Below are 20,333 nucleotides of genomic sequence, written 5' to 3' on the forward strand. Positions count from 1 at the left end.
AGAACCTAGCGGCGCGACTCGACCTCCAGCAGGCCGGGGAGAGGTGCGCGTGAGGTGCTCGCAGGGGACTCGAGCCGCTCGGCAGCGCTGGAGGCCGGTGCACACGTAGGCCCGTAGAACCCCGCCCTCGTCTCGCTCCGGGTACTGTCCGTTTTGATCACTTGGCGTCCAAGGTGCCCTGGGGGGCGAGGGCTACCGGGCGGTTCCGCCTGAGAAATTGAGCGGCAGGGCCCCCTTGTACGCGGTACGGTGCGCCGATGTCAGCGATCAAGAAGTTCCAAGTCACCTTTGACTGCGCAGATCCGGAACGCCTCGCTCGCTTTTGGTGCGAGGTGTTGGGGTACGTCACACCGCCGCCACCCGAGGGGTTCACCACCTGGGAGGATTTCAACCGCACACTGCCCCCTGAGAAGCGGGGTTCATGGTTCGCCTGCAGTGATCCCTCAGGTGTGGGCCCGCGCCTGTACTTCCAGCGCGTCCCCGAAGGCAAGGTCGTCAAGAACCGGGTGCATCTCGACGTCCGGGTGGGCACCGGGCTCGTGGGGGACGAGCGCCTCGCCGTGCTCGAGGCCGAGTGCGCTCGACTGGTTGCGCTCGGTGCGACTCACGTACAAACGCTGTACGCCGATGAGGAAAACGAGTCGTGCATCCCGATGCTGGACATCGAGGGCAACGAATTCTGCCTGGACTGAGCATTCTCCGAGCCGGGGGAGGCAGAGAGCCGCCTCCCCCGGGCCTCTCTGGTTCCCGTACCGGGCGGGAGTTACGCGGTGAGGGCGAGGTTGTGCAGCCGGGCGATGCCGAGCACGGCGGTATGAACGCCTTCGCTTTTCAGGCGGCGGTCACGAAGGATCTTTCGGGAAGCTCTCCCACGAGCCGACGCGCGCCGTCCGGCGCCTGACGGGACTGCGCCAGCAGTTCGTCCAGTTCTTCGCAGCGGACGTCGATCCCAGGCCGGTGCCCCCTACAGCCGCCGTCCGCGATGACTGTGACCCCACCGACGGCGGCCTTCGCAACGCGGGTCTTGCGGGGCCGAGCAGCGTCACTCGACTGTGGGGTCGGATGCCAGTCGCCGGACGCGTCTCCTCATCCCGGCCGGCCGTGGGCGCCCGCCTCGAGAGTTGCACGAAGGGTGGCCAGCGTGGAGGCGATGCGGGCGAGGTCGTCGGGAGAGACCGCCGCGGTCAGCGAGATCAGCTCACTTTCGACAATGGGGCGCGAAGCGGACAGCCGCTCCTCACCCGCGGATGTGAGGCGGAGAATGGACGAGCGGCGGTCCTCAGGATGCGCGACCCGCAGGCACCAGCCCGCAGCCACCAGCCGGTCGACCGCCTTACTGACGGCCCCCACGGTGATCGCCAGTTCGCCGACGATGTCGAGCACGCGGCACCCCGGCACACGGTCGATGATCTCCAGCAGCTCGAACTGTCCCAGTCCCAGCCCCTGTTCGGCGCGCAACCGGGCACTCACCGCGTTGTACAGCCGGGTCTCGACGCGGACCAGATCAGTGAAGACTGGCGTGACGTGGCTCACATTACCTCCAGTAGATTCCTGGGAATCATCTTCCTTGGAATCCGGTTGAGGCAAGGCAGATGGATTCCAAGGAATCCATCCTCGCACCCCGACCTATGGAGGCCCCGTATGTCCCGACAGCAGCGTGACGCCCTGGACGCCATACTCCGTTCCGCCCCTCGCAGCGAGGTCCGGCCCACTCCCGAGGAGCAGCGCAGCGGTTTCGCCGCGGCTGTCACCCGCCCCGCACCGGAGGACGTGGTCACCCACAGGGCCGTCCTGGGCGGGCGGCCGGCACTGGAGCTGGAGCCGGCCGAAGCCTCCGGCCGCGGCCGACTGCTCTACTTGCACGGCGGCGGCTACGTCATCGGCTCACCGGACACCCATGCAGGGCTGGTCGGTGAACTGGCCCGCCGCGCCGGGCTGCGCGCGACGTCGGTCGACTACCGGCTGGCGCCCGAGCACCCTTTCCCCGCGGCTGTCGACGACGGACTCGCGGCCTACCGCGAGCTGCTGGCGTCGGGCACCGACCCACGGGACCTCGTCATGGCCGGTGACTCCGCCGGTGGCGGTCTGAGCATCGCCACGCTGCTCGCCGCCCGGGAGGCGGGGCTGCCGCAACCAGCCGCCGTGGTCGTCTTCTCCCCCTGGGCCGACCTCACCCTCACCGGAGGAAGCATCCGCTCCAAGGAGAGCGCCGACCCCATCTTCACAGAGGCCGACCTGCGCGCCTACGCCGATCTCTACGTCGGCGCAGGCGACAGGGCGCATCCCCTGGCCAGTCCGGTGTTCGCCGACCTCACCGGACTGCCCCCACTCCTCGTGCAGGTCGGGGCGAACGAGCTGCTCCTCGACGACGCGGTGCGGCTGGCCGGCCGCGCGGGCGCCGACGGCGTCGAGGTCACGCTCGAAGTCGGTCCCGGCCTCCCCCACGTCTTCCAACACCACTACGGCCGTCTCGACGAGGCGGACGCCGCACTCGACCGCGCCGCCCGCTTCCTCACCGCCCACCTGAGCGCCGGACGCCCGGCCGTCGACCCCCTCGAACCGGTCCACTGACACCGACCCCGGCGGCCTCGCTGCGTGCACTGCCTGGCCCGGGACGCCGGGACCTCGCAGACCACCGGCTACCGCTACTTCCGTGAGGGCATCGGTGTGCTGGCAGCCAAGCTCCTGATCTGCACGAGGCGTTGGAACTCAGCCGCGCACGAGGATGGCACACGTGGTGCTGGAGGGCCGGCTGATCGCCTGCAACCGGCTGCCGGGGGCCGGTAGAGGCGGCACCACCTGTGATTCTCCCAGAAGCACAAGAGCAGAGGCGGCAACAACCAGACCGCTCGGAGAACGCCCTGGACCCAACCCGCGCCACGAAACTCAGGTCCTTCGCAGAGGGCCGGCCCCACAACCGTCCGCCGGGCCATGAGTGACTCCCGAACTCATCAACAACTCATCGACATTGGTCAAACAACGGAGCCAAGCCGTCACTCCCGAAGCCGTTCGAGAACAACCACCGTTCTCGCGTACAAAGCCACGGTAACGGCTCGGACATCGGCCGGAGTTGAAGACGACACGTGGGTATGGTCGGGGTGCCGTACGGGGCTGATAGGAGCGGGGGCGTGGAGCACAGGGAGCCCGATGAAAGCATCGCGGAAGCCCACGGCGTGGGCGGGGACCATGTGGATTTCCGCGGCGGCACCTTTCACGGCACCGTGATAGCCAAGGTCGTCGCCGGCCGGCCACCTGCTTCGTGGCCGCACCAGGTCGGGGCCATCCCTCCCTCCGCCGTCTGTTTCCAGAACCGCGCCGAGGCCGGCCGTCTCACCGCGTTCCTTGCCAGGAGCGGCACCGTGGTCATCACGTCGCAGCCTGCGCGTGCGGGGTTGGGGCCGGGCCTGAGCGGGGTCGGCAAGACCCAGCTCGCCGCCCACTACGCCCGCACCGCCTGGCAAGCCGGCGACCTCGACGTGCTGGTGTGGATCACCGCGACCACCGCCCAGAGCATCACCACCGGCTACGCCCAGGCCGCCTCTGAACTGCTCGGCGTCGACCCCGCCGACCAGCGTGCCGCCACCACGTTCCTGGCATGGCTGGAGCCGAAGGCCGGGCAGCGACCGTGCCGCTGGCTAGTGGTCCTGGACGACGTCGCCGATCCGGCGGACCTCACTGGCCTGTGGCCGCCGGCCAGCCCCACGGGCCGGACCCTGGTCACCACCCGCCGCCAGGACGCCGCCCTCACCACCGGCCGCCACCGCGTCCCCGTCGGCGTCTTCACCCCCGCCGAATCCCTCGCCTACCTCACCACCGCCCTGCCCACCCACGCCAGGACGGACGGGCAGCTCGCCAGCCTCGCTGAGGATCTCGGACACCTGCCGCTGGCCCTGTCCCAGGCCGCCGCCTATCTCACCGACTCCAGAACCCCCATCGCCGACTACCGGCAAGCCCTGGCCGACCGCACCACCGCATTACGCGACACCCTCGCCCGCGACCGCAGACCAGCACCGACCCGCTCCGCCCTGCCTGACGCCGACCACTCCGTTCTCGCCCGCGATGCCGCCGAAGCCGCTGAGGCCTCCGCAAAGCCGCAGCCCCAACCGCCCACGACGCCGCCAGCACCACCTGGCTTCGGGCCACCACAGGAACCCGGTTTCGAGCCGCCGCACCACACCCCGTTCGTGCCGCCGCGACCGCGCCGGCCCCCGCTGAGCCGGTCCCCCCGAGGCCCGGTGTCCCGCGCTGTCCGACTGCTCCTCGCCCTCGCGCTCATCCCTCTGACATGGCTGATGGTTATGCCATTGCAGTCCGGCACGGAGAGCACCAGGCTGCTGGCGGGGCTCGGGCTGTTCGTCGCACCGGTGCTGGGACTGTGGCTGTCGTGCTCGGCCGTCGCCCGGCGCAGCGGGCGGCTGAGCAAGGCGGTCAAGATCCAGGCGACTGTCGGAATTTTGGTACACGGAACAACGGCGCTCACCCTTCTGATAGGCGCTATGAACGACCTGAACTGAGTTCGTGGCCCGAGTATGTGGTTGGCGGCTTGCGGCTTACGCCGATCCGCCCCTGCGACTGGGGCGTGTCCGGTGGGCCAGCGAGCTGTCGTGCGCGGTCGGGCGACTGCACTGACTCGTTGGCCGGGCACCCTCGTGAACCATCAGGCCGGGTGCCGCGTCATCCTGGTACGCGGTCCGTACCGGGTGGCGCCGGCCGAGGGAGAGCAGGGGGACAGATGACGGCACGCGACGTGTTCTGTGTCGTGCTGGCGGCCCTGGCAAGCCTGGCGTGCCTGCTGGGCGGTGCGCGGGAGGCGCGGCAGCGAGCGCGGCTGCATCGGTACGGCGACCACGCCGAGGGGGTGGTGGTGGACCGGTACCTGGCGCCGGCGGACGACAACCTGACCCCCGTCATCGAGTTGACCGACCGGCACGGCCGGCCCGTCAGGTTCACGCCCGTGGCCACGGGGACGGGGCTGGGGCTGGACCTTGGAACCACTTCCCGGTCGTCTTTCTGCCCGATCATCCCGAGACCGCCAGAGTGTTCACCCGGAGGCACCTCCGGCCCCTGTACATCAGCATGCTTACCGGAAGCGGGATCTTCCTCGGCGGCCCGGTCCGGACGGTCGCGGACGGTCGAAGGACTGCGTCCCAGTCAGCGGACCTGTGCGTGGTGCGCAGTTCAGCGGTAGGTGTAGAACTTCGTGTGGTCGAGCATGTCCTGGGGCGTCACGTCGTTCCACGGCTTCATCGTGTCGCGCAGGCCTATGACACCTTCAGGCGCGGTCACCGGCACGTATCCGGAAGACGGGTGCTTGGCCTGCCAGTCTGCCCAGAGTTTGTCGATGAAGCAGTGGTGGAGCCAGAAGACGGGGTCATTCGGTGAGGCGCCGCTGAGCATCTGGCCGCCGACCCAGACATGAACCCGGTTGTGCAGGTTGGGGCCCTGCCAACCCTCGAGATGGTTGCGGAAGCTTTCGGACTCGCTGTTCCACGGTGGGGCGTCATAGGTCGGCATGGCCAGGACGGTGTCCACCTCCTGTCGGGTGGGCAGCGCGCGGACGTTGGCGCCGAGGTTACGCCGTAAGAAGGTCCGGCCGTCGACACGGACGTTGACCGGCCAGCTGCCTTGCGTGAAGGCGAACGGTCCGGAGGTCACCCGGTCGTCGCCGGCGCGGCCGGTCCCACCGAGGAAGGTGTCCGACCACAGTGAGCTGCTGGGTGATCGGTCTTTGGTCCAGTCCCAGTAGGGCAGGCTGACCGAGGATGTGATGCTCTGCAACGCGCGTTCGAACTGCAGCAGGAAGCGGCGGTGCCAGGGCAGGAAGGAGGGAGACCGGTGGCCGGTTCGTTCTCCGTCGTCCGTGTCACTCATGATGAATGCATTGTGTGTCGTCACGAACTCGTCGTACCGTCCCTGCCGCTTGAGCTCGAGGATGGCATGGACGAAGTCGCGCTTCTCGGTGGCCGACAGGTCGGCCTGGTCCTTGCGTTCTCCCACGGTGTTCTTCCTTCACGTGTGGTGGTGCGTTTGCGGGGGCCTGTCAGGCCATGAGGGGTACGAGAGAGGCACCGTCCAGGTCCCGTACGGCCGCGCGGGCGACCTCTAGGGGAGTGCGCTGCTTCTGGTAGTGGTTGACGACACTGAGCCAGGTTCCGTCCATGCTCCTCATGACGTGGAGGTCCCTGTCGTCGATGCGCACGACGAACTCCGTGACAGGGGACTGCCCGTCGTCCGGGTGACGGCTCCGGCGTCCGGGGTGTGAGGTGTGCTCGTCAGGGGCGGGCCTGCCTTCGATGTGTCGGCCCAGATAGATTTCGTCGAACGCTTCCGGCTCGTCCATGGAGCTGCCCTTGGCTCCATCGGCCCGCTCCGCATGGGGCGGCCTGCCCGTGCCGTGCTCTTCAGAGTTTGCCGCTGCTACGTCCGTCCGACTCACAAGGGCCGCGCCGGCGACCGCCATCGTGCCGGTGAGCAGGGCTTTACGTCGAGTGGTGTGTTCCACTGAGGGTCCTATCGTCCGGTCGCCGCGGTGCCAGGACCGCGGCAGGAACGTTTCTGTCTGCGACGGGAACAACGGGGTGCCCGCTGCCGCCACATGGTGGCAGCGTTGCGCGCCCTACCGGAGGTGCGCTGAATGCGGACCCGTGTGAAAGAGACAACCTGACCGGGACATACACCGTTCAACTGCGGAAGATCTCCTTCCTCTTCGTCGGTCGAGGGCCCAGGACCGCAAGAACCTGCCCAGCCGAAAGTCCGCCCAGGAAATGTTTCGGCTGGCTCGCCTGAGGGTGGTGATACACATGCCGATGATTCGACTGGAATGGGTGGACTGCACCCGTGGAACCGGGTAGTCGCTCCAGTTTGGCCCTCGCTGAGCTGGGCGGTGTCCATCCGGTGCGCCGGTCGTTGCGGCCTGGCAGCCCGCCTTCTCCGGACGGGACAGCCGGCGCCTGACGTTCACGCTGACAAAGCAGCACACTCCGGGCGGACACCCGCGCACTCGCAGCGACCAGCGCCAAAGTCACAGCGACCAGTACCAAAGCCAGAACATCGACCATGAACGCTCCCCCGGGGCCGGGCCCGAACCGCCGCAAGCCGCCTGCAGATTCCCGTCAGGAACCCGCTCGGTCACCGGCTGGATCGGCGGCCGCCCGACGTCCCGGCATCAGACCCCGCCGGCATCAGACCCCACAGACAACACTCACCCCACCGCCGCTTCTTCCGTCGCGGCACCGACCCGAAAACACCGGCAACGAGTCCCGATAACTCACCCGTCGCGTCCTGGTGGTGTTCCATTCGCTCGACCAGGCTCTGCGGTCCCTGCTGTGCGACACCCAGACCGCTCCCTGGTGCTCTGCCAGCCACGCCACGGCGGCTTCGCGCCCTCATCCGCACAGGCCGGCGTGCTCGGCCTGTGCCTGTGGCCCGCGCTCAGCGAGTGGCGTCGCTGCCTTCCGCCCCAGGTCGCGGGCCCGCGGTGGGCATGCCGAGGTCGACCGGGGCCGGTGCCCTGTGGCAGGACGTCGTGCGGCGCCGGTGCCGTACAACCAGGGCTGCGAGTCCGGCGGCAACGATCAGGACCGCCAGGGCAGGCATCCAGAGCGCCCCGATCGCGGAAGCGACGCCGAGGCCGCCGAGAACGGCCATGAGCGGGCCCGCGCAGCACACCGCACAGGCAACGAGCGCGGCCGTGCCGGCGCCGAGCGTGCGCCAGGGCCGGGACGGACGGGGAGAGGGGGCGCTCATGCGGTCACTCCGAAGAGGTCGGCCAGCATCCCGGCGGCGGACTCGGGTGCCCGCGCCTCCAGCTGGAGCGCGGACGGGGTCAGGTGCAGGGCAAAGTCGAAGAACGCGCAACAGCCCTGCTCGGCCGCGGCGAGGGCCGCGAGCTCCCCGGCAAGCCGTGCGCTGGCGGGGAAGATCAGGCGTACGCCGTCGGGGATCTCCTCGCGCCCCACAGCCTTGCCGGCCAGCTGCTGCCACTGGGCGATGCGCTCACCCAACTCGGCGCCGCCGAGGGTGCAGGCCACCGGGGCGTCCCGCCACGGCTCGGCAGCCGGAGAGAAGCGGGTCGGCGACAGCGTGATCGGCACGGGCTTCGCCGTCGCCGAGCCGGCCGTGGTGCAGCCGCAGTCGGGCCCGCAGGCCCCCGCGGGCGCCGGGCCGGACAGATCGGCGCGGACAGCGGCCAGGTGGGCGGAGAACGCGCGTAGCTCGGCGATCCGGCCGTCCGTCTCGGCGATCCGGTCCGCGAGCAGCGGCAGCATCCGCGCCCGGACCGAGGCGCACACCCCTTCCTCGCGGACGTCGAGGAGTTCGCGGATCTCTTCCAGGGTCAGGCCCAGGAGCTTGGCCGAGGAGATGAAGGCCAGGCGCTCCACCGCGTCGTCGCCGTACAGCCGGTACCCGGAGGGCGTCCGGTCGGCGGCGAGCAGACCGGCGTCCTCGTAGAAGCGGAGCGTCGTGGCGGGAACTCCTGAGCGCTCGGCCAGCTGCGAAATGCGGTAGGTCGTCACACCGCCGACGGTAGACCTTCGACTCGAGTGGAAGGTCAAGCGCACTCCCCCCCCCGGCGCGGCCAGCAGCATGGAACGCATCCCCCTCCCCCTGCACACTCGGTTCAGGCAGACCAGCCGGGCCACTCGGTCACACTCGCCCTCGGACCGGCCGGACGTTCCGGGTACTGGCCTGTCTGCATCCCTTACTCCCCCACCACCACTTGAGCGGCACCTGCGCCGCGAGAAGCAGGCTCTTCTCACGCCGGGACCGAACAGCTCCGCGGTCCGTGAATCCGGCCTTCCCGCCTCCTGGGCGCGCCTGCGCAACCGCTGCAACGAGTTGGCCAGGTTCTTCATCGGGGGGCACGCCTTCGGGTTTCCGCGACCCGCGGCCCCGCAAGCACTGGGCGAGGAAAGATGGGTGGGCCGCCTCGTCGGCTACGGCGGTGGCCCGCTCCGGGCTGCGCCAGGTGGTCCGGCCGGCCCCGGGCGCCGACGCCGTGATCAGCGCAGGGTCTTCACCGAGTAGTGATGGAGTTGCGATCTCTCCAAGGACGGGTCGCAGGTGGCCGGCGGCATCCCCAACGCCGGGCCTCCGGTCACCCATTGGTGATCGGCCTGGTTCAGAGCCTCCTCCACCGGCTCGATCCGTGCTGACGGCTGGTCATGTGCGCTCGGCGTGCCGGGGTGAACGGCGCGGACCGCGTGCGGGCAAGGCGGTTGCCGGGATCCGGCGTTCGCGGCCGGCGGGGCGCAGCCGGACGTGCGCGTCCAGGCCGCCGCCGGGGGCCGCTTGCAGTGTGATTTCTCCGCCCGAGGCGTGCACGAGGTGACGGACGATGGGCAGGCCCAGGCCGCTGCCGTCGTGAGGGGAGTCGGAAGCACGCCAGAAGCGGTCGAAGGCCCTCTCCCGGTCGGCCGCCGGCATGCCGGGGCCCTGGTCGATGACGTGGAGATCGACCCCAGGGGCGCGAACCAGGGTGATGGTCGTGCCGGGTGGGGAGACACGCAGCGCGTTGGCGACCAGGTTGTCGATGATCTGTTCCAGTGCCCCGGGGATCGCCCACACCTGTCCGGCCGGCGCTCCGGAAACCGTGATGGTGACGTGTTGCTCGGCGGCGAGTGGCTCCCACATGGCTTCCCGTTCGGCGAGGACGGCGTCCGCGTCGACGGTTTCGGGGGTGGTGGCGGTGTTTTCGAGGCGGGCCAGGGCGAGCAGGCCGTGGACCATGCGGCTGAGGCGTTCTACCTCCCCGATGGTCTCTTCCAAGTTGGGCTGGGCGCGTGGATCCAGGTGGGGCTCGAGGTTCTCCAGCCGCAGCCGCAGTGAGGTCAGCGGGGTCTTGAGCTGGTGGGAGGCTTCCGAGGCGAAGCCGTGCTGGGCTTGGAGCAGGTGTTGCAGGCGGGTTGCGGTGTGGGTGAACGAGGCGGCCAGGCGGCGTAGTTCGGGTGGTCCGTTGCCGGAGTCGGGTGGGTCGTCCAGACGGCCGGCGGCGAGCTGGGTGGTGGCTCGTTCCAGGGCGCGCAGGGGCCGGGTGATCCAGCGGGCCAGGGTGAACGCCACGAGCGCGACGGCGGCCAGAATGGACGCGCCGGCCACGGCGAGGGCGGTCCAGATGCGGTGTTCCCGGACGGTGACCGCAGTTATCGGGTAGGTCACCCGCAGGGCACCGCGGATGGTCGTGCCGGAGGCGCCGGGCATCGTGGTGGCCAGAACATCGATGCCGTCGGTGCCGGTGCGGGTGGCGACCGTGGGCTGGTTGCGCAGGGCGGCGGCGATGTCCGGCTCGTCGGCCAGCGTGGTCCCGGGGGCGGTGGTACCGGTGGAGTCGGTGAGCACGTGGCCGGTGCGGTCTACGATCACGACGCGGGCGCCGGTGTTGGCCTCGGCGTACTCGCTGGCGAGTTCGGGCAGAGCCGTCAGGTTGCCCTTCTCGATGTTTTCCTCGGCGACCTCGGCCAGCATCGAGGCGTCGCGTTCGACGCTCCGGGAGAACCGGGATTCCTCGCCGCGGGCGTAGAGGTAGCCGAGCGGGATCTCCAGCCCCACCAGTACGAGCAGCGCCAGTGCGAGGTAGCTGAGTATGAGGCGTCGGGTCACGACGCCGCCTCGGCCGGCCCCGCCTCACCGGGCACGGTGAGACGGAAGCCCACGCCGCGCGCGGTGATGATCCAGGCGGGATCGCCCAGCTTGCGGCGCAGTGCGGCGACGTGCGCGTCAAGGGTCTTGGTGGGGCCGAAGAAGTGCGGGTCCCACACGGTGTCCATGATCTGCTGGCGGGAGTGCACTGCGCCGGGATCGTCGGCGAGGTGGGCGAGCAGGTCGAACTCCCGTGGAGACAGCGCGATCTCGCGTCCCCCCAGGTGGACCTGCCGGGTCCGGCGGTCGATCTCCAGCGGACCCAGCCGCTGCGCTGCGGTTGCCCGCACCTCCTCGGGAGCCGGAGTGTGCGCTGCCTGCGGCCACGCCTGCTGCGTGCCGGTACGGCGGGTGACCGCCCGGATCCGGGCCACCAACTCCCGCACACCGAACGGCTTGGCCAGGTAATCGTCCGCGCCCAGTTCGAGTCCGACGACCCGGTCGGCTTCTTCACCCCGGGCGGTGATCATGATGATGGGGATCGCGGACCGGGCGCGCAGAGTACGGCAGACGTCCAGGCCGTCCATGTCCGGCAGCCCGAGATCGAGCAGGACCAGATCGTGAGCCTGAAGGGGGTTGGCGAGGCCGGCGGCACCGGTGCGTACCCGGTCCACAGTGAACCCGTACCGGCCGAGTCCTTCGGTGAGGGGGCCGGAGATCCGGTCGTCGTCTTCTATCAACAGCAGCCGCATGGCGACAGGCTCGCACAGTTGCGCAGCAGTGCCTGGAGCGTTCATCACAACCTGCTGGGATCAGAGAAAGACGACGGGACGGATCCGGCAGAGCGAGGGAGAAGGTGCCACCGGCCGTCGAATGCGGGAGTGTGGTCGGCCGAGCGACAGCATCTCAACGGCGCGCGACGACAGGGACGGGGGTGTCAGCCGTCGTCCGGGCCGTCAGCCCTCGTTCTCCTCGGTGCCCTCCCGCTTGGTGCCGGTGACTTTGTAGCTCTTGTCCAGGTAGACCTCAACCGACGTGCCGTCCGACTCCTTGACCTCCACCGCGAGCATGCCGGGCTTCTCCCTGTCCTCCTCCGACTTCACGACGGTGCCCGGGTACTTGGCCAGTGCAGCCGCCTCGGCCTTCTGCTTGACCTCACCCGTCAGCGGCGTCTCCTTCTCCTCACCGGCCTCGTCCTCGGCCGCACCCTCCTGGGCACCGCCGGCGTTCTGCGCAGACTGCTGAGTGTCCGAGGTGCTCGCGCTGGAGCCGGAGTCTGACCCGCCACCGCAGGCGACCAGCGCGAACATCAGCACGGCCGCGGGGACGGCGAGCAGGGCACGGGCAGGCAAAGCACGCATGCGGAATCTCCAGAACGATTTCGGGGTGCGGTGGTCCGTGCCGCTGGACCACCGGGGGACGAGCACGACCTTAGAAACCCGCCCTCCAGAGCCCGGTCAGCAAACGACAGCATCAGTCCAGCAGACCCCCAATCTTTCGCCACGGTCACGGAAACCACAGGCCTCCTACGCCTGCGGTGAGCGTGCCCTGCCGCCTGCTCATTCGCTGTCGGTGGTCCGTGGGACGCCCTTCGCGTGCGCCTCTCACAGCGCCACCGGCATCGACGGCTGACCTCAGCTGCCGTCCTTGGGGAACTGCATCTGTCGTTGCCACTCAGTACGCGCCGCGGATGTGTCTTCCGGCACGTCGCGGCCAGGCGCCCGTCGCGAAGGTGCGGGCCGGGAGAACTACGGTCCACGTGGATCGGAGCACGACCTGGGAGAACTACGGTCCGCATAGATCGGAGGTCGGCGTCGGCCAGATCAGTACGGTCGGGTCGTGCGGTCCAGGCGGACGACGACGATGGCGATGTCGTCGTCGGCGCCGCTGGCCAGGCCGAGGCGGGCGAGGAGCGCGTCGGCCAGGTGTTCCGCGCCGAACCCGGTGCAGGTGGCGAGCGTGGAGGTCAGGCGGGCCAGGCCGGCGTCGATGTCCTCGTCGCGGCGTTCGATCAGGCCGTCGGTGTAGAGGACGAGGGTGTCGCCAGGGGTGTAGGTGGCATTGGCCTGGGGGCGGGGGACGTGTTCGGGGCGGGCCCCCAGGGGTGGGTCTGTGGCCTGGTCGAGCAGGTCGCAGGAGCCGTCCGGGTGCAGGAGGACAGGCGGAGGATGGCCGGCGCTGCTGTAGATCAGCAGTTGGCTGTGACAGTCGACGAGGACCTGGACGGCGGTGGCCGCCAGTGCTCCGTCCACCGAGCGGGCGTACAGCCCGAGGACCTCCAGCGCTTGGGCCGGGCCGTGGACGGTCCGGGTGGCGGCGCTGAGGGCGCTGCGGAGACGGCCCATGACGGTGGCTGCCATCAGCCCGTGGCCGACCACGTCCCCGACCGTGACCGTGAAGCGGTCCGCGGGCAGGTCGACCGCGTCGTACCAGTCGCCGCACACGTTCAGTGATCCGGTCGCGGGGAGGTAGCGCACGGCGATGTTCGGGTGCCGGGCCAGGTCCGGGGAGTGGAGCATGGCTTCTTGCAGGGCAACGGCGATGCGCCGTTCACGCGCGTGGGCTTGTCGCAGTTCCTCGTTGAGCTGCTGCAGTTGCCGCGCCCGGGCGTACAGCTCGGCTTCCATGGCCGCTTCCCGGCCGGGACTGACCGACGGCAGGGGCTCCGTGCGGCGGGCCCGCACGACGTCGGTCATGTCCTCGGACCGGTGAATGATCCAGACGACCTTTCCGTCCGGGTCGAGGACGGGCACGTTGATGGCGGTCCACCACCGCTCTTTGAACACGGCGGGGTTCCCGGGGACCGGGATGTCGTACTTCTGCAGCGCCATGTGGTCCGTCTGGCCGGTGGACAGGACACGGTGCAGTGAGTCCTTCAGCGTCTCCACCCCGTCGGCCTCCGGATCGGTGGGATTGTCCGGGAAGGCATCGAAGAGGTACTGCCCGAGCAGTTCGGCCCGGCTGCGTCCGGTCACCTGGCAGAAGGCCGGGTTGGCGTCGGCGATCACCAGGTCCGTGCCAAGCACCAGGCACGGGCTCGGAAGGGCGGCGAACACCCCTGAGTAGTCGATCTTCGGTGTCACACGTATCCCTGCCAGTCCCCCGCTCATCAAATCTACGAAAGGTCCAGCTCCCGCGCCCGCCGAGCGCTCGCGGGTGGTGGGCCGGACAGTTGTGCAGCGCGCTGAGGAGGCGGATCGAGATCTGCATCGGCCGTGTCCATGCGTGCCGAGCAGGCAGACACGGAGGCTGCCGAGCGCGGCCCGGCCGTGCGCTCCGGCCGGGTCGGCCGTACCCTGCGGCCATGACAGAGATCCAGGCCGCAACCCCCCGTGAAGCCTTCGACCTACTACTGGACGGTAACCAACGGTTCATCGCGGGCGCCCCGGCGCACCCGAACCAGGACGCCACCCGACGCGCCGAGGTCGCTCCGTCTCAGCGCCCGTTCGCGGTGCTGTTCGGGTGCTCCGACTCCCGCCTGGCCGCCGAGATCATCTTCGATCGCGGTCTGGGCGATCTCTTCGTGGTGCGCACTGCCGGCCACGTCATGGGCCCGGAAGTGATCGGCAGCATCGAGTACGGCGTCGACGTGCTCGACTGCCCCCTGGTCGTGGTCCTCGGCCACGACTCATGCGGTGCGGTCGGCGCGGCGTGCGCCGCCCTGGAGGACGGCATGGCGCCGGCCGGATACATCCGGGACGTCGTCGAGCGCGTCACTCCCAGCGTGCTGGCGGCGAAGGCGGCGGGACGCGTGAGCGCGGAAGAGATCCTCGCGGAGCACATAGGGCACACCGTCGACCTCCTGCTGGACCGCTCCCGCCTCCTGGCCGAGCGGGTCGCCGCCGGTCGGGCCGCTGTGGTGGGCCTGTGCTACAACCTGGCCGACGGCAGCGCACGTCTCGTCGCGGCCCGCGGCCTGGACATGCCCGTCGTCTCGGCGCCGTAAGGGGCAGAGGCGGAGCCTGCGAGCTGGCAGGCACACTGAGCCGAGTCGCTCCGGGTCTGCCGTGATGGCGTTGACACGGCTGTCGCAAGCGAGGCCGGCCTTCGCCGCCGGCCCGGGACGACCGGTGTGCCCTGGGCGCTGTGGAGGGTCGGCAGCAAGCGAGGAGCCCCGGTGCACGGAAGCGAGGGCGTTGATGCGGAGGGTGTAGCCATGGCCCCGGCCTACGATCACGGCGTGGTCGAGGGCGGCGGGCACCTCGCCGAGCGCTCGGCTGACTCAGGAATCTTGCCCAGGCTTCCCTCAGCAGATGGTGGTGGAGGTCGTCCATGGCAGTGGCGGGCAGGCAGACAGGCAGGACGCGTGACCAACTGATCACCGGCCCGCTGCACGCACAGCACCTACCCGAGGGGTCAGCATCCCGGCCTCTGCTCCGGGCTCGGGGGGGGGGAGGCTCGTGAGGAGTGCCCGGCTCTCGGCACGGTCGACCAGCCACTGCACCCACTCGAAGGACACCCCGCCGACCAGCCACTGCACCAACTCGAAGGACACCCTGCCGACCAGCCACTGCACCAACTCGAAGGGCACCCTGCCGACCGGTGCCGTCCGTCGGCGCGAACGTGCAAGCCACGCAGCCCATCATCAGACCCGCCGCACAAGCACTGATCGACTGCGGCGCAGAGCTTCAGGTGCACCTCAGTAAGTGTGCCGTGCACCCTCCCTGTCCAGGTGGCGCCGGCGAACGCCCGCGCGGGCGCTACCGCGCGCAGCTGATGCCTCGTGCGGACTGAGTCCGTAGCAGGTGTTGTCGGAGGGCGGTGCGGTGGAGGCGCATCGCGGCTGTCTGACGACGCCCGCAGCGGGCTCACGCCACGAAGGGGTCGAAGGACCACTGCTGTCGTTCGCTGTCCGGCACGACGTACCACCGGCTCACGGGGCGCAGCCTACGACCAGCCGCACCATTTAGATCCGGTGCCTCGTGGCCCTGCTCAGCGCGCGATCGTGTGATCGGCCGGACAACTCCTGGCCGCGTCGGGTAGGAGCCCTCGAATCTGATGGACCTGCCCTTGCCCCGGAGTCGGCCTCCAGCGAGGTGCGGTGCAGCCCCAACTCCTCGAAGCCGTACGCGCCGATCAGTCGCGGCGTCTCCGTCCCCGGGCCGGGACGCCGGAGCTTCCTTGTCAGTATCCCACCTGCTGAGAACCGCATCGCCGCCGAGGAGACGCCGAGGAGAGTGGCGCGTCATCACGTAGGCGAAGTGGGCCACACCGATCATTTACAGGCAGAAGGCGGGCCAGGCCTGGGATTTCGCCAACTGATGCTGTAGTTAAGTCAGTTGTTGCGCCTTCTAGATCGCGACAGGCGGTGATCGCGGCAACTTCAGTCGAGCTTCCTGCGATCGCCGGCCCCCCTCATGCACAGCGAAAGGCAACACGTATGGCGAACAACCGCAGGATGCGCTACGGCGGACGAACGCTGGCGCTCTCAGCGGCTGCGGTGGGCATCGTGGCGGCGATGGCCGCTCCGGCTTCGGCCGATGACCAACCCACGCGGGCACAGCTCATGACCGACTGCGCGTCGGGTGAAGGGAAGTGCACTTTCAACGAACCGCAGTTGGGCAAGGCGTATCTTGGAAACTTCCACCGGGTTTCCGACTCGCTCTACAACTGCAGCACATCGCCTGCCACCCAGTCGATGACCTGGTCCGACACGGTCGGCTCGACGGACTCGGCCGGTGTATCCGTGACCGCCGGCGGCAAGATAGCCGGAATCATCGACCTCAGCGTGACGGCGACTTACAACCACACCTGGTCGAGCACGCACTCGGAGACCAGCTCCGTCAACATGACGGTGAAACCCGGCGAGGTCGGCTGGATCTCCCGTGCACAGGTGATGCAGACCGTGTCCGGCACATGGCAGACCCACTACGACGACCGGAAGTGGGGGCACTACTTCTGGTTCGTCCCCGACGTCGTCACCGGGCCTGCACCGAACGGGACGGACGGCCAGAACAACGCGGTGGTCGTCAAGTCCAGGAAGATGACCGCTGAGGAGAAGCGGTCCTGCTCCAGCGGCTCCGGTACGGCCAACACGTTCGTCGTGCACGGCTGATCCAGCGATCGGCGTCCGGCTGCCTCGCGATCCGCATCTCCGCGAGGCAGCCGGAGGGCAGCTCAATGGCCATCGAGGATGTCCTCAGGCAGCTCAGCGACATCGTGCTCGGACACACTGATCGCCGGGGGCGACGCACCTTCCCTCCCCGTACCCGCCGGCCTCCATGTCCCGCCAGCCGCTCCGTGAGGCCGGCGCGGGGGTCATCGGTCGCTTGCGGCCGTTGACTGCTCGGAAAGACGTCTGCGCATCAGGAGCAGGGAATCAGTGGATTTCTTGCGAACCTCTTCCTTTTTCGTGGAGCCGACCAGGTAAGCGGACAGCGTGGTTCTACCTATCCGACCCGTTAGTTCGGTGTACGGCAAGTTCGCCTTGCTTCCGTCCTCGTAGGTGGCCAACGTCCCTTCTTCGGCTACCACTTCATCAAAACCAGACAGTTTCGGAGCGATCGCTTCGTGCACATCGTCCCAGCGAATTTTTCCGCTGTGCTGAATTGTGCACTGGTGGATCGTATCCCTATCATCAGAGATGGATTTCCGTGCCGTGTCTTCATCCGCATAAACCACCACTTCGGAGATGCCGGAGAATCCATTTTGATCGTCCTTCACTGTTCGGCTAATCGCTGACAGCGTGCCCGCCCGCGGGGGCTTCTGGGACAGCTCGCAATTACCTCGGATCGCGCCTTCCGAGGCCGGGTCCTCCTCGTACGGGTCATTGCGAACGAAGTCGGGGCCCCAGTCCTCGGGTGAAAGGGCCACTGCCGATGCGATCCTGTGCGCCTCTGCGGTTGCGGCTGCGCTGTCGCGGGGGGACGGCGAAGTAGTCCCGCCCGATGGATTTCTGGTGCCGCCTCGAAGTACGACCAAGCCGAGCGCCAGCGCCAGCACCACGGCTGCCGCGATGATGACAGGAAGAAGCTTTCGCCGAGAGCGCCACGAGGATGATTCGGGACGCGGACCTGGGCTGGCGGAGGCGGGCGGAGGACCGGGAGCCGGACCCGGGGGCGGGACCGACACTGTGGACGGGACCGATACTTGAGGGGTCGTCGGCCTCGCCGCAGGCGGGTGCTCGAGCTGCGACGACCATGTCGTCGGAGCCGTTTGTCGAGCCGGGCGAGGCTTGGCGGCGATGGGGGCGAGCCGCCGTGAGGCCTCCTCGCCGTCCATCCGCTGAAGGGGATCCTTGGCCAGCAGGCCGAGGAGCACCGGTGTCAGAGCTGCTGCCCGCTGCGGCGGAGTGGGGTCCTCGAAGAGCAGCGCGGTCAGCGTGGCGTAGTCCGAGCCGCGCTCGAAGGGGCCGGTCCCTTCCACCGCGAAATACATGGTCGAACCAAGCGCGAAGAGATCGGAGGCGGGGGTGGGCTCCTCGCCGCGTGCTCGTTCCGGTGCCATGTAGGGCGGAGTCCCGATGATCCCCGAGGTGGTGGTCAGGCGTGGCTCTCCGGAGCTCGGTTCCAGTGCGATGCCGTAATCGGCCAGCAGGACCCTGCCGCCCTCGGTGTGCTGCCCGGGCTCCGGCCCAGGGCAGGTCAGGAGGATGTTCGCGGGCTTGACGTCCCGGTGCAGGACGCCGAGCCGGTGGCCTTCCCTCAGGGCATCCAGGACCGCCAGCCCGATCCGCGCGACCTCGGGGGGTGCCAGCGGCCCGTTCTCGCGCACCACCGCCTCCAGGTCGATCGCGCCGGGGACGAACGCCATGACGATCCAGGGCAGGCCACCGTCCTCGACGAGGTCGTGCACGGTGACGACATGGGGATGGTCCCGCAGCCGCGCGGCGTGACGGGCCTCGCCGCGGGCCCGGGCGATCCGGCTGCTCACCTCCGAATCCGTGAGGCCCGGCGGCAGGGCGATCTCTTTGAGGGCGACCTCGCACGCCAGTTCCTGGTCGTAGGCGAGCCATACGCGGCCCATGCCTCCGGAGCCGAGCTGGCGCACCAGCCGGTAACGCCCGGCGATCACGCGGCCAGCGGCCTCATGCGCTCCTGTCATAGAGCTGCTTCTTCCAGGACGGCCAGCGGGGTTCCCCGGCGATCATTGAGAGCCCCCTCTACACAGGTATCGCACAGCTGAACGGCGGGCAAATCGAGCCCGTGTGCCGTGCAGCTCCCGATCACTCTCGCGAAGGTGGCGAGAAGGCCCGGGGAGGGAGGCATGTGCAACGGCTTGAGCGGGAGCCACGGTGGCGCGAGCGATCACGGGCCGTTACGCCGGTCCAGGGAAGGGCAGGCTCATGGGCCTGTGGCGTGGGTACGGATGAGATCACGTGCTGCCTGACGGGGAGGGGCTGGCACCGTACGACACGAGCTGGCACAGCCAGGCGAGCGAAGCCGGTTTCCCGTGTGAGTGACTGTCCTCGGCCGTGTTGCCGCCAGGTCACTGCGCCGCCTACCGGTAGGTCCTGGGAGCAGCGGAGCCGGTCCTGGGCGAGCGTCACCGGACCGGGCGCCGACGAGGAAGGCGGCTTCTCGGCGGCTTCTCCGTGGCGCCGCAGCAGGCCACCGCCCCGCCCGTAAAACCAGCATCTGGCATCTCTCACAGGAAAGGCCAGTTATCACCAAAAACAGATATTGTCAGCACACCAGCTGGTACCGCATCAGCACTGAAGACGCTGTCCTCTGATTCTGATTGCCGCCGTACGATCATTCACCCGGCCACCCAGTACGAATCCTGGTGCGGAAGAGAATACTGCCGAGACGCATCAAGCGAGCGTCCCCGGTGGAATCGTGAGCCGAACTCGTGTCGATATCCCGCCGCGCCACGTCAGAACTCGCTTCCCGCAGTCAGCCCAGGTCAGAACAACCTCGGCGTCGTCAACACCGGCCATTGCCGCACAGAAGTTCCTTGGTGGGGGGTCCCATGCTGTTACAGGTCAGGGCGCCTCGCGGGGGGGGGAGGGAGGTTGGCGCTCGTGTACGCGTCCGCGATGCTGAACACGCTCGCGCACGCCGGGCACTCCGCCCGGCCAAAGACGTGCCTGATTCCCGCGGCGAGTCCCTGCTGCCCGTCCCGAACGGCTGTGGCGTGCATCCATCGGCCCGGGTCACGAAGCTCTCCGGCCGGGGCGGGCCGCAGCGCCCGCCGCTCGGTGTCGCCCAGTTCCCAGTCGCGGATGGCCGAGTAGCGGCCGTATTCCCCGATGGCGATGGTCACCTGCGCTGCGCAGTGCGGGCAGGACAGGGTGTAGAAGTCGTCGGTGAAGTCCCCCTGGACGGCGCTCCAGTGGTACTGCCCTTCCAGCGCGAGCAGATCGCCGAAGATCTGGGCGTAATTGGCCGGACGCGTCCGGAGCTGCTGATCCACAAGTTCCCGCAGTCCGGCGATCGCAGCCGCGCAGCCCGCGAGCAGGGCTTCGCCGTCAGGGTGCTGCAAGGTGCCGCGCACGATGGCACTGGCCAGTTCAAGCGCCTGGGCACTCGAGGGGGCCAGGCTTGCCAAGCGCGGGAGAGCACGGAAGCTCGCCGGGGAGACCGTCTGACCGTGCAGGCACAGACGGTCCCAGAGTTCCTCCCAGATCTCCGGGGTCTCCTCTCGCTCGACCTGATCGAGGAGCACCGGCACTCGACCGGTCACCCCTTGGGCATCGATTGATTCGACCTGGTCTGCGCCCACTACCTGCACCCCCCTTCGACATGGCCCGGGCAACGGTCCTGCGCTCGGCCGCGCAAGGGAGACCACGGTTTCCAGCACCACGCACCGCAACC

Annotated in this window: 16 protein-coding genes and 1 pseudogene; 5 read left to right on the top strand and 12 right to left on the bottom strand. The window is 69.1% G+C overall.

Annotation, left to right across the window (positions count from 1 at the left end; genetic code table 11):
• The first annotated feature begins 257 nt into the window (after positions 1 to 257).
• Positions 258 to 692: a VOC family protein gene (locus JK359_RS09650; protein ID WP_201834010.1), complete on the top strand. Its 435-nt coding sequence runs from the start codon at positions 258 to 260 to the stop codon at positions 690 to 692.
• Positions 693 to 763: 71 nt separating this feature from the next.
• Here the strand turns inward: JK359_RS09650 and JK359_RS09655 are convergent.
• Positions 764 to 862: pseudogene (locus JK359_RS09655) on the bottom strand (IS5/IS1182 family transposase); the annotation flags it as partial.
• 224 nt (positions 863 to 1,086) lie between these two features.
• Complete coding sequence (locus tag JK359_RS09660) at positions 1,087 to 1,533, bottom strand: MarR family winged helix-turn-helix transcriptional regulator (protein ID WP_201834012.1); 447 nt, start codon at positions 1,531 to 1,533, stop codon at positions 1,087 to 1,089.
• 108 nt (positions 1,534 to 1,641) lie between these two features.
• Between JK359_RS09660 and JK359_RS09665 the strand changes: the two genes are divergently transcribed.
• A complete protein-coding gene (locus tag JK359_RS09665; protein WP_201834014.1) occupies positions 1,642 to 2,571 on the top strand; it encodes an alpha/beta hydrolase in 930 nt (309 codons plus the stop codon).
• Positions 2,572 to 3,128: 557 nt separating this feature from the next.
• On the top strand, positions 3,129 to 4,514 hold the full coding sequence (locus JK359_RS39810) for an NB-ARC domain-containing protein (protein WP_307788033.1): 1,386 nt from the start codon (positions 3,129 to 3,131) through the stop codon (positions 4,512 to 4,514).
• A 664-nt stretch (positions 4,515 to 5,178) separates the two neighbouring features.
• Here JK359_RS39810 and melC2 read toward each other — a convergent pair.
• The 8 genes from melC2 to JK359_RS09710 all read right to left on the bottom strand — a co-directional run bounded on the left by melC2 (position 5,179) and on the right by JK359_RS09710 (position 13,661).
• The gene (melC2, locus tag JK359_RS09675) at positions 5,179 to 5,997 is read right to left on the bottom strand and encodes a tyrosinase MelC2 (protein ID WP_201834016.1); all 819 of its coding nucleotides are present in this window, start codon (positions 5,995 to 5,997) and stop codon (positions 5,179 to 5,181) included.
• Between the two features lie 43 nt (positions 5,998 to 6,040).
• The gene (gene melC1 / locus JK359_RS09680) at positions 6,041 to 6,595 is read right to left on the bottom strand and encodes an apotyrosinase chaperone MelC1 (protein ID WP_443729078.1); all 555 of its coding nucleotides are present in this window, start codon (positions 6,593 to 6,595) and stop codon (positions 6,041 to 6,043) included.
• Positions 6,596 to 7,431: 836 nt separating this feature from the next.
• Positions 7,432 to 7,746 carry a mercuric ion transporter MerT gene (merT, locus tag JK359_RS09685; RefSeq protein ID WP_236677591.1) on the bottom strand — a complete coding sequence of 105 codons (315 nt, stop codon included), beginning with the start codon at positions 7,744 to 7,746 and terminating at the stop codon, positions 7,432 to 7,434.
• Entirely contained in the window at positions 7,743 to 8,516 is a 774-nt protein-coding gene (locus JK359_RS09690) for a heavy metal-responsive transcriptional regulator (protein ID WP_201834020.1), read from the bottom strand. Before JK359_RS09690 ends, merT begins: the two co-directional genes overlap by 4 nt.
• A 646-nt stretch (positions 8,517 to 9,162) precedes the next feature.
• A complete protein-coding gene (locus JK359_RS09695) occupies positions 9,163 to 10,599 on the bottom strand; it encodes a sensor histidine kinase (RefSeq protein ID WP_201834022.1) in 1,437 nt (478 codons plus the stop codon).
• Positions 10,596 to 11,330: a response regulator transcription factor gene (locus JK359_RS09700; RefSeq protein WP_201834024.1), complete on the bottom strand. Its 735-nt coding sequence runs from the start codon at positions 11,328 to 11,330 to the stop codon at positions 10,596 to 10,598. Before JK359_RS09700 ends, JK359_RS09695 begins: the two co-directional genes overlap by 4 nt.
• A gap of 204 nt (positions 11,331 to 11,534) precedes the next feature.
• A complete protein-coding gene (locus JK359_RS09705) occupies positions 11,535 to 11,939 on the bottom strand; it encodes a PepSY domain-containing protein (protein WP_201834026.1) in 405 nt (134 codons plus the stop codon).
• A gap of 462 nt (positions 11,940 to 12,401) precedes the next feature.
• Positions 12,402 to 13,661 (bottom strand): SpoIIE family protein phosphatase, encoded by a 1,260-nt coding sequence (locus JK359_RS09710; RefSeq protein WP_201834028.1) that lies wholly within the window; start codon positions 13,659 to 13,661, stop codon positions 12,402 to 12,404.
• A 221-nt stretch (positions 13,662 to 13,882) separates the two neighbouring features.
• On the opposite strand from JK359_RS09710, the gene JK359_RS09715 reads away from it, so the two are divergent.
• Positions 13,883 to 14,524 carry a carbonic anhydrase gene (locus JK359_RS09715; protein ID WP_201834030.1) on the top strand — a complete coding sequence of 214 codons (642 nt, stop codon included), beginning with the start codon at positions 13,883 to 13,885 and terminating at the stop codon, positions 14,522 to 14,524.
• Positions 14,525 to 16,216: 1,692 nt separating this feature from the next.
• The gene (locus JK359_RS38870; RefSeq protein ID WP_236677593.1) at positions 16,217 to 16,633 is read left to right on the top strand and encodes a hypothetical protein; all 417 of its coding nucleotides are present in this window, start codon (positions 16,217 to 16,219) and stop codon (positions 16,631 to 16,633) included.
• A 203-nt stretch (positions 16,634 to 16,836) separates the two neighbouring features.
• Here the strand turns inward: JK359_RS38870 and JK359_RS40090 are convergent, their stop codons facing one another.
• Together JK359_RS40090 and JK359_RS09730 are read right to left on the bottom strand one after the other, a co-directional pair.
• Positions 16,837 to 18,621, bottom strand: a complete 1,785-nt coding sequence (locus JK359_RS40090; protein WP_201834032.1) for a serine/threonine-protein kinase — start codon at positions 18,619 to 18,621, stop codon at positions 16,837 to 16,839.
• A gap of 873 nt (positions 18,622 to 19,494) precedes the next feature.
• Positions 19,495 to 20,241, bottom strand: a complete 747-nt coding sequence (locus tag JK359_RS09730) for a hypothetical protein (protein WP_201834034.1) — start codon at positions 20,239 to 20,241, stop codon at positions 19,495 to 19,497.
• Between the last annotated feature and the right edge of the window lie 92 nt (positions 20,242 to 20,333).

The sequence above is a fragment of the Streptomyces actinomycinicus genome (assembly GCF_016741775.1).
GTDB classification, from domain to species: Bacteria; Actinomycetota; Actinomycetes; order Streptomycetales; family Streptomycetaceae; genus Streptomyces; species Streptomyces actinomycinicus.

Bases quoted from the DNA above. Each gene is read 5' to 3' on its own strand.
- merT (WP_236677591.1), bottom strand. From the start codon at position 7,746: ATGAGCGCCCCCTCTCCCCGTCCGTCCCGGCCCTGGCGCACGCTCGGC.
- JK359_RS40090 (WP_201834032.1), bottom strand. From the start codon at position 18,621: ATGACAGGAGCGCATGAGGCCGCTGGCCGCGTGATCGCCGGGCGTTAC.
- JK359_RS09650 (WP_201834010.1), top strand. From the start codon at position 258: ATGTCAGCGATCAAGAAGTTCCAAGTCACCTTTGACTGCGCAGATCCG.
- JK359_RS09715 (WP_201834030.1), top strand. From the start codon at position 13,883: ATGACAGAGATCCAGGCCGCAACCCCCCGTGAAGCCTTCGACCTACTA.
- JK359_RS09665 (WP_201834014.1), top strand. From the start codon at position 1,642: ATGTCCCGACAGCAGCGTGACGCCCTGGACGCCATACTCCGTTCCGCC.
- JK359_RS09700 (WP_201834024.1), bottom strand. From the start codon at position 11,330: ATGCGGCTGCTGTTGATAGAAGACGACGACCGGATCTCCGGCCCCCTC.
- JK359_RS09705 (WP_201834026.1), bottom strand. From the start codon at position 11,939: ATGCGTGCTTTGCCTGCCCGTGCCCTGCTCGCCGTCCCCGCGGCCGTG.
- JK359_RS38870 (WP_236677593.1), top strand. From the start codon at position 16,217: ATGACCTGGTCCGACACGGTCGGCTCGACGGACTCGGCCGGTGTATCC.